The sequence below is a fragment of the Caldovatus aquaticus genome (assembly GCF_019458025.1).
Lineage (GTDB): Bacteria > Pseudomonadota > Alphaproteobacteria > Acetobacterales > Acetobacteraceae > Caldovatus > Caldovatus aquaticus.
On record NZ_JAHZUY010000086.1, the window covers coordinates 1 to 10,184 of the forward strand.

Genomic DNA, 10,184 nt, shown 5'->3' on the forward strand with positions numbered 1-10,184 from the left:
CGCCGGGCGGCGGCGGGGCGCAGGGCGGCGAGGGCGCGGCGCGAGAGCTTGCCCACCGCATCGCGCGGCAGCGCGTCCAGCATCACCACCGGGCGCGGCAGGAAGGCCGGCTCGATCCGCTCGCGCAGCGCGGCGAGGATCTCGCGCGCCGAGCGGCCGGGCGCGACCACGTAGGCGGCGAGCCGTGCCCGCGGGTTGCGGTCGAGATCCTCGGGGGCGACGAAGACGCCGTCGCGCACCCCCTCGATCGTGGTGAGGATGCGGGTGAGGCCGGCGAGCGAGGCCCGCTTGCCGGCGAGCTTCACCACGTCGGCGCGCCGGCCGAGCAGGCGGAAGCGGCCGTCCTCGCCCAGCTCCAGCTCGTCGGCGAGCGGCACCGGCCGGGGCAGCCCCGGCACCTCGGCCAGCGCGGTGCCGTCCGCGCCGCGGCGCAGCCGGATGCCGCCATAGGGGCGCCAGAGCGGCCCCTCGACGGTGCGCCGGCTGGCGAGCGAGCCGGCCTCGGTCGCACCGTAGATCTCCAGCACCCGGGTCCGCCAGGCCTTCTCGGCCGCGGCGGCAAGCTCCCCGGCGAGCGGGGCGGTGGCCGAGATCACCGCCTCCAGCGCCGGCAGCGCGGCTCCGGAGGCGAGCAGGGTGCGCAGGTGCAGCGGGGTGGTGACGAGGAGGCGGCGCGGCGGCGACTGCGCCAGCGCCTCGGCCAGGTCGGAAGGGTAGAAGGCCGGCCCGGCATGGCCCGCCGCCTCGGCCTGCAGCGGCAGCAGCAGCGTGGTCTCGAAGCCGTACATGTGCTGCGCCGGGACGCTGGCGACGATGCTCGCCGGCCGGGCGGGATCGGCGAGGCCGAAGCGCTCGGCGGCGGCGCGCGCGCCGGCGACCAGCGCGCCCCACGGCTTGGCGTGCGGCGTCGGCTCGCCGGTGCTGCCCGAGGTGAAGGCGATGGCGGCGATCCGCTCCGCCGGGATGGCCGGGGCGGGCGCGGCGGCGGCCGGGGCCCCGCCTCGTGCCGCCAGCGCCTCGGCGCAGCCGGTCACGGCGACCGGGCAGGCGGCGGCCGCGGCGTCCTGCGCCAGGGTGGCGGCGTCGTCCACCAGGGCGTGGGCGCCGGGGTAGCGCTCCGCCAGCTCGCGCAGCCGGTGCGGCGAGCGCTCGGCCGAGAGCAGGGTGGTCTGGCCGCGGAGCAGTGCGGCGGCGAAGCCGAGCAGGGCGAGGTAGCGGTCGGCGCAGAGATTGATGGCGTAGGGGGCCTCCGGCAGCCGCGCCGCCAGCGCCGCCGCTTCGGCCAGGAAGCGCCCGACGGTGATCGCCTCGCCGCCGCGGCGGAACAGCACCGCCTCCGGCCGGCGCGGCGTCAGCGGCGAGGCGGCTGGGTCAGCCGGCATGGCAGCGGCGGTCCGGGGCGGGCGCGGGCGCCGCGGCGGCCGCACCCTGCCCGCCCGCGCGCAGCATGGCGCGGCAGGTGCGCAGCGGCGAGGCGGTGCCGAGATGCGGGAAGCGCAGCGTGCGGATCAGGTGCTCGGCGAGGAACGCCGTCGCCACGGCGGCGAGGTTCGCCGCGAGCAGGACGCCGCCCGGCAGGGCCAGCGCGCCGGCCAGCGCCAGGGCGTGGACCAGTGCCAGCAGGAGGAGCAGCCCCGCCCAGAAGGCGGTGAGGCCGCGGGCGTAGCCCTCGCATTCCGGCGGCACCGCGCCGCGGTCGAGGCGCGTGTAGCGGGCGATCAGCGGCTCCCGTCCGGGGCGGAGCGTGGCGGCGAAGTGCAGGGCGAGGACGAGGTTCGCCGCGCAGGGCAGGGCGTCGAGCGCGCGGGCGCGTGCGGCCGGGGGCAGCAGGGCGGCGCCGGCCGCGGCGAGCGCCGCGAGCCCGCCGAGGAGGGCGCGGCGCGTCCCCCGCTCCCGCCCCGGCCCGGGCAGCGCCGCGAGCGCGGCCAGCAGCACCAGGTCGGCCGCCGCGATGCCGTCCGCGCCGAGGGCGCGCGCCAGCACGAAGCCGGCGCCGAGCAGTCCGGTCAGCGCCGGCGCGGGCGGAGCGAGCGGCACCCCGGCCATCCGCGGGCCCGCCCCTAGCGGGTCCGGTGCTTCTCGACGTGGGCGGCGAGCGCGCGCAGGCTGGCGAAGATGCGGTGGTTGCGCTCGTCGTCGGACCGGAGCTGGAAGCCGTAGCGGCGGGAGATGGCGAGGGCGATCTCGAGGGCGTCGATCGAATCGAGGCCGAGTCCCTCGCCGAACAGCGGCGCCTCGGGGTCTATCTCCTCCGGCGCGGTCTCGAGATGCAGGGCCTCGACGATCAGGCGGGCGAGTTCGGCTTCCAGGGGGATCGTCGAAGTCGCGGACATGCTCGGTCCCAGGCCTCGCAACCGGTTGGAGAACGGACATCCTCGCCGCGCCGGCGCCGCCGCCGGGAGAAAGTTGCGCCACCCGGGTTACGCGTCGGCGCGACGCCCGATATCAGGCGGCGGGATGCCAGAAACCCGGATAGCACGCAATCGGACGATCGCGTTGCCCCCCGTCGCCGAAGATCAAGGATATCAACGCCAAAGCGCCCTCTCAAGGGCGGGGGGGCGCGCCGCGGCGGCGGCGTTCGCCGGCGCGCCGCGGCGCGCCCCGGTGTTCGCGGCCCTGCCTGCCCTCATCACCTTCACCGTGGACGTGGAGGAGTTGCATCCGGAAGCGGGCCCCGAGCGCCTGGAGCGCACGACCCGCCGGCTGCTCGACCTGGTGGAGGAGGCCGGCGGGCGCGGCACCTTCTTCGTCGTCGGCGAGGCTGCCCGCCGCGCCCCCGGCCTGGTGCGCGAGATCGCGCGGCGCGGCCACGAGCTCGCCTCGCATGGCGAGCGGCACCGCCCGCTCGCCGCCGAGACGCCGGCGGGGTTCCGCCGCGACCTCGCCGCCAGCAAGGCGCGCCTCGAGGATCTCGGCGGCGCGCCGGTGCTCGGCTTCCGCGCGCCGATGTTCTCGCTGACCGCGGCCACCGCCCCCTGGGCCACCGCGGTCCTCGGCGAGCTGGGCTTCGCCTACTCCTCCTCGGTGCTGCCGGCCCGGAACCTCCTCTACGGCTATCCGGGGGCACCGCGGCGCCCCTTCCTGTGGCCGGGCGGGCTGCTGGAGCTGCCCTGCCCGCTCGGCCGGGTCGGGCCGCTGGCGCTGCCCTTCCTCGGCGGGATGTATCTCCGCTACCTGCCGCCCTGGCGGCTCCGGCGCTTTGCGCGCCAGGTCGGCGCCGCACCGGACGGCGTCGTCTGGAGCTACTGCCATCCCTACGACCTGGACACGGCGCAGGAACTGCGCCGCTACGGCGATCGCGGGCTCGCGGCGAGCCTGATGCTGTGGCTGAACCGCGGGCGGACGGAGGCGCGGCTGCGGGCGCTGCTCGCCGGGCGGCGCTCGGTGCCCTTCGCCGACCGGCTGGAGGCCATCCGCGCCGGCGCCGACCGGTCCTTCGGGCCGGAATGGGCATGAGCCGGCGCGGCGGCCGCCGCCCTATACCCGCGCGACGAGGAACAGCCGCCGGAAGGGCAGCAGCACCGCGCCGTCGGCGCGCGGCGGGTAGTGCGGTCGCACCGCCTCGGTGTAGGCGGCGAGGAAGGCCGGCCGGGACCTCTCGTCGAGCGCGTCGAGGAAGGGGCGCAGGCTGCTGCCCATCGCCCACTGCACCACGGGATGCGGCGCCGGGGACGGCGCGTCGCCGCCGCGCAGCACGTGGATGTATTCGGTCAGCCAGAGGTCGAGCGCGGCGGCGCGGCCGGCAAGCAGGTCGTAGTAGGCCTCCGGCGCCAGGATCGGCGGCGCGCTGCGCACGCCGCGCAGGCGCTCCGCCCAGGGACCGCGCGCCGCGACCTCGTACTGCAGCCGGCGGAACGGCGCCGCGTCCATCGCCGGCATCTGCACCGCCAGCACGCCGCCGGGGGCGAGCTGGCCGAGCAGGCGCGGGAACAGGGTCTCGTGGCCGGAGAGCCAGTGCAGCGCGGCGTTGGAGAAGATCACGTCCGCCGGCGCCTCCGGCGCCCAGGCGGCGATGTCGGCCCGCACGACGCGGAATCCGGTCTCCGCGGCCCGGGCGAGCATCGCCGCCGAGCCGTCCACGCCGGTGACCTCCGCCCCGGGAAAGCGCGCCGCGAGGACCGGCAGGGCCGTGCCGGCGCCGCAGCCGAGATCCACGACGCGGCGCGGGCCGGGATGGGGGATGCGCGCGATCAGGTCGAGGGCGGGCCGCAGCCGCTCCTCGCCGAAGCGCAGGTACTGCGCCGGATCCCAGGCCGGGTTGGCGCCCGGCGCGCCGCTGCTCTTCATCCCTCGTCGCTCCCGTCGCCGGTCCGCTCGAGGGCGTCGAAAAACCGGCGCACCTGCCACATCGCGTAGGCGGCGCAGGCGGCGAACAGGGCTGCGGCCAGGTAATCGCCGAGGGGCGCCAGCTCGCGCCAGCGGGCCAGCGCGACCAGGCCCGCGATTCCCGCCGCCATGGCCAGCCCGATCCGCACCGAGGTCCCGATCGGCATCCCGCGCCCTCCCGGTCCGTCTTCCGAGAGCCGTTCCGCCCGGCCGTTCCCGGCCGTCGGCGCTCGGCCCTACCTCACAGGTAGCGCGTGCGGATGTCGAGGCTGCTCTCCCGCCCCAGCTTGTCGAAATTCTCCGCGAGCCAGCGGTCCGCCGCGTCGCGGCCGTAGCCGCGCAGGGTCTGGAGGAAGTCCCAGTCGCCGTTGTACTTGGTCGAGAGCTTGAAGCGGCGCATCCGCTCCTCGTCCTCGATCACGTGCAGGAACAGGCGGCGGTAGCGCGGCTGCTCCAGCCGCCCGGCGTCGAGCAGGCGCTGGACGAAGTCGATCGCGCGCATCTCCGCCACCAGCGAGCCGTTGAAGGTGATCTCGTTCAGCCGGTTCATGATCTCGGCCGGCGTGGTCGGCGTCTCCTCGCGCACCAGCGGATTGAGCTGCACCAGCACGATGTCCGGCGGCCCGCCCTGCTCGTAGAGCGGCCAGAGCGCCGGGTTGCCGAGATAGCCGCCGTCCCAGTAGGGCTCGCCGTCGATCTCCACCGCCTTGAAGATCTGCGGCAGGCAGGCGGAGGCGAGCAGCGCCTCGATGCTGATCTCGCGGCGGCTGAAGACGCGCGGCTTGCCGGTGCGCACGTTGGTCGCCGAGACGAACAGCCGCGGCGCCTTCGTCGCGGAGCGCAGCAGCTCGACGTCCACCGACTGCTCGAGCGCCCGGCGCAGCGGGTTGTAGTCGAAGGGCGTGGGGTTGAGCTGGTAGGGGGAGAGGACGCGCGTCAGGGTCTCGAAGGCCTGGTAGGCGAGGGAGTAGGTGAGGTCGTGGCCCCAGATCAGGCGCTCCCACGGCAGGCTGCGCACCGGGCTCACCGTCAGCCTGGCGGCGATGCTGCGCCAGAAGCGGTCGAGGGCGCGGATCGCGCCCTCCGGGCCGTCCTCGATCAGGCCCTGGACCAGCATCACGGCGTTGATCGCTCCGGCCGAGGTGCCGGAGACGCCGTCGATCTCGAGGCGGTCGTCCTCGAGCAGGCGCTCGAGCACGCCCCAGGTGAAGGCGCCGTGCGTGCCGCCGCCCTGCAGGGCGAGGCTGATGCGGCGCTTGCCGGAAGGGGTGCGGGAGGGGGAGGCCGGCTTGGGCGCCGCGTGCGCGACGGGGCCGAGCACCTCGGTCGCGGCGAGGCGGTCGGCCGCCTCGCGCTCCGCGGCGCGGCCCTTCGCCCCGGCCGGCGGCGCCCCGTTCTGCCGCGTCACGCCGCGACCCAGCCGCCGTCGATGCTGAGGGCGGCGCCGTTGAGGCTCGCGGTGTCGGGGCCGCAGACGTAGAGCGCGAGGCGCGCCACCTCCCGGACCTCGACCCACCGCTTCGAGGGCTGCTTGGCGAGCACCACCTCGGTCAGCGCCTGCTCCTCGCTGATGCCGCGCTCGCGCGCCGCGGCCACCACCTGCGCCTCGGCGAGCGGGGTGCGGGTGAAGCCCGGACAGATCGCGTTGCAGGTCACGCCGGTCTCTGCGACCTCGAGCGCCACCGTCTTGGTCAGGCCGAGGAGGCCATGCTTGGCGGCGACGTAGGCGGCCTTGAACGGGCTCGCGACCAGGCCGTGGGCGGAGGAGATGTTGACGATCCGCCCGAAGTCGCGCGCCTTCATCCCCGGCAGCACCGCCTTGATGGCGTGGAAGCAGGAGGAGAGGTTGATGGCGATGATCCGGTCCCACTGCTCCTCGGGGAACGCCTCGACGGGGGCGGTGAACTGGATGCCGGCGTTGTTCACCAGGATGTCCACCCGGCCGAGCGCCTGCTCGGCGGCGGCGACCATCGCCCGCACCGCCTCGGGGCGCGACAGGTCGTGGTCGGAATAGGGCGCCTCGCCCCCGCCCATGGCGGCGCCGACCGCACGCCGGGCGGCGGCGATCTCCTCCGGCCGGCCGAGGCCGTTCAGCATCACCCGCGCCCCGGCCTCGGCGAACATCCGGGCGATGCCGAGGCCGATGCCGGAGGTCGAGCCGGTGACGAGGGCGGTGCGGCCCTCCAGCGTGCGTTCCATGGGACTGCCTCCGCTCCTTCGCAAGCGCAGCAACAGGCGCCGCAATAGGCTCAAGGCAGGCGGATGAGCAAGTCGGCGAGCCGCTTCATGGCCGGGGAGAGCAGCCGCGGGAGGAAGAATTCGCCGGCCGCCCGCTTCGCCCCCTCGGCCAGGGTGGGATAGGGCAGGACCAGCCCGGCGAGCGCCGAGAGCGGCAGGCGCCGCCCGATCATCAGCCCGAACAGCCCCGCCATGTCGCCCGCCCGGGGGGCGAGCACGGAGGCGCCGAGCAGTCGGCCCCGGGGCGTCGTCACCAGCTTGACCAGCCCCTCCGGCCGGCCCTCGGCCACGGCGCGGTCGTTCTCGGAGAGCGGCCAGCGCAGGATGCCGAGCGCCGCATGGCCGGCCGCGCGCGCCTCGGCTTCGGTGAGGCCGACCTGGGCGAGCTCGGGGTCGGTGTGGATCACGCGCGGCAGCGCCGCGTAGTCCAGCCGCGCCGGCAGGCGGAACAGCATCGAGCGGGCGACGATCGCGGCGTGGCAGGCGGCGACATGGGTGAAGGCGCGCGGGCCGAGGCCCTGCGGGTCGGCGATGTCCCCCGCCGCCCAGACCCGGCGGTTGGAGACGGAGCGGAGCGCCAGGTCGGTCGCGATCCCCTGGCGCGTCGCCTGGATGCCCGCCGCCGGCAGGTCGAGCCCGGCGAGGCGCGGCGCGCGTCCGACCGCGAGCAGCAGGTGCGTGCCGACGATCCGGCTGCCGTCCGCGAGCACCGCGGCGAGGCCGCCGGCGCCGTCGGGCTCGACCCGGCGCAGCGCGGCGCCCTCGCGGAGCGCGATGCCCTCGGCCTTCAGCGTCCGGCGCAGGCCCTCGACCAGCTCGGGGTCCTCGCGCGGGGCGATGCTCGGCGCCGCCTCGATGACGGTGACGAGGCAGCCGAGGCGGGCGTGGGCCTGGGCCATCTCCAGCCCGACCGCGCCGCCGCCGAGGATGATCAGGTGCCCGGGCGGGTCCTCCAGCTCGAAGACCGTCTCGTTGGTGAGGTAGGGCACCTCGGCGAGGCCCGGGATGGCCGGCACCGCCGGGGCGCTGCCGGCGGCGATCACGGCGCGGCGGAAGGTGTAGCGGCGGGCGCCGGCCTCGATCGCGTCGGGGGCGACGAAATGGGCGCTGGCGCGGATCACCTCGGCGCCGAGGGCGCGGAAGCGTTCCTCCGAATCGTTGGGCGCGATCCGGGCGATGGCGCCGCGCACGTGGGCCCGCACCGCCGCCCAGTCGATCTCGGGCGGCGGCAGCCGGATGCCGAAGCGCCCGGCCGCGCGGGCCTCCTGGGCGCGGTGGGCGGCGGCGAGCAGCGCCTTCGAGGGAACGCAGCCGTGGTTCAGGCAGTCGCCGCCCATCCGGCCGCGCTCGAACAGCGCGACCCTGAGGCCGAGCTGCGCGGCGAAGGCGGCGACCGAGAGCCCGGCCGCGCCGGCGCCGATGATCGCCACGTCGTAGTCAGCCATGCCCCTGCATCCCCCTGCGCCGGCGCCGCCACCACGCCCCGAGCAGCGCCAGCGCCGCCAGGCCGAGCAGCGGCAGCAGGATGCCGGGAGAGAGGAGCGCGGAGGGATCGGGTGTCTCGCCCCGCGCCACGATCCCGCCCAGCCCGGCGCCGATGCCGGCGTACACCGCCGCCCCCGGGACGATCCCGATGGCGGTGGCGGCGGCATACGGGAGGAAGCGCATCCCGACCAGGGCCGGGGCAAGGTTGAGCAGCCAGAACGGCACCACCGGGATCAGCCGCAGCGCGAGCAGATAGAAGAATCCGTCGCGCTCGAGGCCGGGCCGGATCCGGGCGAGCAGCGGCCCGGCGCGCCGGGCGACGAGAGGGGCGAGGGCGGAGCGTGCGGCGAGGAACAGGAGGGAGGCGCCGAGGGTCGCGCCGAGCACGGCCAGCGCGGCGCCGAGCCAGGGACCGAACAGGATGCCGCCGGCGAGGGTCATCACCGCGCCGCCCGGCAGGGAGAGCGCGACGACGGCGACATAGGCGAGGACGTAGAGGACGCCGGTGGCGAGCGGGCGCGCGGCGACGAGCGCGGCCAGCGCCTCGTGGTGCCGGGCGAGCGCCTCGAGGGAGAGCTGGCGGTGCAGGCCGAACGCGTGGGCGAGGACCAGCGCGGCGGCGACCAGGGCGAGCGGCAGGAGCCGCTGCGCCGGAAGGCGGCGGGCGGCCCCGGGCGGGGGATCCGGCGCCCGCTCCGGCCCTCCTCCCTCGGCGACGGTGCGCGGGGCGGGCGCGGCGCGCGGCGCCTGGCGCCCTCCTCCGGGCGGCGCGCGGGCTGGGCCGGGCGGGGTGTCGGTCGCGGCGGCGACGGCCGGGGGCGGCGGGGCAGCGGGATCGGACATCGGGCACGCGCCTTCGCGATGCGCCAGGACGGGTCACGCTGGCAGATCGCTCCGCCGCGGCAAGAGGGGCGTGGCAGAGCGATCTGCCAGGCGGGGCGGTCCGCGCGCGGTGGGGGCGCCATCGCGGCGTTCGGCTGCGCCTCCCGCACGCGCGGGCGGTTCGGGGGAACCGGCCGGCTTCGTGCTCGCGCGGGTCTGCGCCCCCCGCCCGCGCGGGCGGTTCCCAGAGAGCGTGCATCGTGGATGAGTTGAGGTGCTGCGCCCCCCGCCCGCGCGGGCGGTCCGGGCGGCGGCCGATCCGGGCGCCGGGGATGCTGCGGCATCCGCGCCTGCCTGAGAGGGGCCGCGTGCCATCCCGCGCTCCCGCGATCCGTCCGCGGCCCGCCCGGCCAAGACCTGCCTAGGCGCCCCTGCCCGGGGTGGCGCGGCACCGGGACCGTGCGGCCGGGCAGGCAAGGCCGCCGTGGGCGGGCCGGAGGCGGACGGCGGTGCGGTGGCGCATCGCCAGTCGCGCTCCGCGCGCGGCGCCGCGGCCGGCAGGCACGCGCTTTCCGCCATCGCGGTTGACGCGCCGGCCAGCCCCTCCCTATAGGAGCCCCCCTTCGCCGGGGCGGGCGCGACGCCTGTCGCCGGCCGCCGGCGATGCCGGCCCAGGATGCCCTCGGGAGATCCGCCGTGAAGCGTACCTACCAGCCCTCGAAGCTCGTCCGGAAGCGCCGCCACGGCTTCCGCGCCCGCATGGCGACGGCAGGCGGCCGCAAGGTGCTGGCCAACCGCCGCGCCAAGGGCCGCAAGCGGCTGTCGGCCTGAGTCCGCCGGCGGAGCGCGGCGCGCGCCGCCGCTCCGCCCGTCCCGCCACCTTATTCCGCCGCCGCGAGGTCCTGCCGCCGTGTCCGAAACGCCGCCGTCGCCCGGAGCGGCGCCGGGGCTGACGCCGGCGCGGCTGAAGCGACGGAGCGAATTCCTGCGGGTGGCGGCGCGCGGGAAGCGCGCCGCCCGGCCCGGCCTGGTCCTGCAGGCCCTGCCGCCCGCGGTGCCCCCGGCTCCCGCGACGCCGCCGCGCCTCGGCTTCACCGTGACCCGGAAGATCGGCAAGGCGGTGGAGCGCAACCGCGCCCGCCGGCGGCTCAGGGAGGCCGCGCGCCTGACCTTCCGCGAGCACCCGGAGGCCGCCTCCGGCTGGGACCTGGTCCTGGTCGGCCGCGAGGGCACGGCGCGGCGCGACTTCGCGCAATTGCGGGCCGACCTCGAAAGCGCGCTGCGCCAGCTCGGCGCCTGGACGGGCGGCGCGG

General features: G+C 77.1%; 12 protein-coding genes. 3 read left to right on the plus strand and 9 right to left on the minus strand.

Features of this window, described 5'->3' with window-relative positions; all coding sequences use genetic code 11:
• The 3 genes from K1J50_RS17640 to K1J50_RS17650 form a co-directional block, all read right to left on the minus strand.
• Positions 1-1,382, minus strand: a 1,382-nt coding sequence (locus K1J50_RS17640; protein WP_220119073.1) for an AMP-binding protein, incomplete at its 3' end; no start/stop codon positions are given.
• Positions 1,372-2,037: a COG4648 family protein gene (locus K1J50_RS17645; protein ID WP_220119074.1), complete on the minus strand. Its 666-nt coding sequence runs from the start codon at positions 2,035-2,037 to the stop codon at positions 1,372-1,374. The genes K1J50_RS17645 and K1J50_RS17640, both read right to left, overlap by 11 nt.
• A gap of 23 nt (positions 2,038-2,060) precedes the next feature.
• Positions 2,061-2,333, minus strand: a complete 273-nt coding sequence (locus K1J50_RS17650; protein WP_220119075.1) for a phosphopantetheine-binding protein — start codon at positions 2,331-2,333, stop codon at positions 2,061-2,063.
• A gap of 271 nt (positions 2,334-2,604) precedes the next feature.
• Here K1J50_RS17650 and K1J50_RS17655 point away from each other — a divergent pair, with 271 nt between their 5' ends.
• Positions 2,605-3,456, plus strand: coding sequence for a polysaccharide deacetylase family protein (locus K1J50_RS17655; protein ID WP_220119076.1), 852 nt, complete (start codon positions 2,605-2,607; stop codon positions 3,454-3,456).
• A gap of 21 nt (positions 3,457-3,477) precedes the next feature.
• Here K1J50_RS17655 and K1J50_RS17660 read toward each other — a convergent pair whose 3' ends face one another.
• The 6 genes from K1J50_RS17660 to K1J50_RS17685 all read right to left on the minus strand — a co-directional run bounded on the left by K1J50_RS17660 (position 3,478) and on the right by K1J50_RS17685 (position 8,892).
• Complete coding sequence (locus K1J50_RS17660; protein WP_220119077.1) at positions 3,478-4,287, minus strand: methyltransferase domain-containing protein; 810 nt, start codon at positions 4,285-4,287, stop codon at positions 3,478-3,480.
• Positions 4,284-4,493: a hypothetical protein gene (locus tag K1J50_RS17665; protein ID WP_220119078.1), complete on the minus strand. Its 210-nt coding sequence runs from the start codon at positions 4,491-4,493 to the stop codon at positions 4,284-4,286. Before K1J50_RS17665 ends, K1J50_RS17660 begins: the two co-directional genes overlap by 4 nt.
• 74 nt (positions 4,494-4,567) lie before the next feature.
• Positions 4,568-5,734 carry a patatin-like phospholipase family protein gene (locus K1J50_RS17670; protein WP_369413640.1) on the minus strand — a complete coding sequence of 389 codons (1,167 nt, stop codon included), beginning with the start codon at positions 5,732-5,734 and terminating at the stop codon, positions 4,568-4,570.
• Positions 5,731-6,525, minus strand: a complete 795-nt coding sequence (locus K1J50_RS17675) for a 3-hydroxybutyrate dehydrogenase (RefSeq protein WP_220119079.1) — start codon at positions 6,523-6,525, stop codon at positions 5,731-5,733. The genes K1J50_RS17670 and K1J50_RS17675 overlap by 4 nt, the downstream gene beginning before the upstream one ends.
• Before the next feature lie 50 nt (positions 6,526-6,575).
• Positions 6,576-8,009, minus strand: a complete 1,434-nt coding sequence (locus tag K1J50_RS17680; protein ID WP_220119080.1) for a dihydrolipoyl dehydrogenase family protein — start codon at positions 8,007-8,009, stop codon at positions 6,576-6,578.
• Positions 8,002-8,892, minus strand: a complete 891-nt coding sequence (locus tag K1J50_RS17685; protein ID WP_220119081.1) for a TVP38/TMEM64 family protein — start codon at positions 8,890-8,892, stop codon at positions 8,002-8,004. The genes K1J50_RS17680 and K1J50_RS17685 overlap by 8 nt, the downstream gene beginning before the upstream one ends.
• A 675-nt stretch (positions 8,893-9,567) precedes the next feature.
• Here K1J50_RS17685 and rpmH point away from each other — a divergent pair.
• Together rpmH and rnpA are read left to right on the plus strand one after the other, a co-directional pair.
• Positions 9,568-9,702, plus strand: a complete 135-nt coding sequence (rpmH, locus tag K1J50_RS17690) for a 50S ribosomal protein L34 (RefSeq protein ID WP_220119082.1) — start codon at positions 9,568-9,570, stop codon at positions 9,700-9,702.
• Positions 9,703-9,820: 118 nt separating this feature from the next.
• The coding region (gene rnpA, locus K1J50_RS17695; protein ID WP_220119084.1) for a ribonuclease P protein component at positions 9,821-10,184 on the plus strand (364 nt) is incomplete at its 3' end.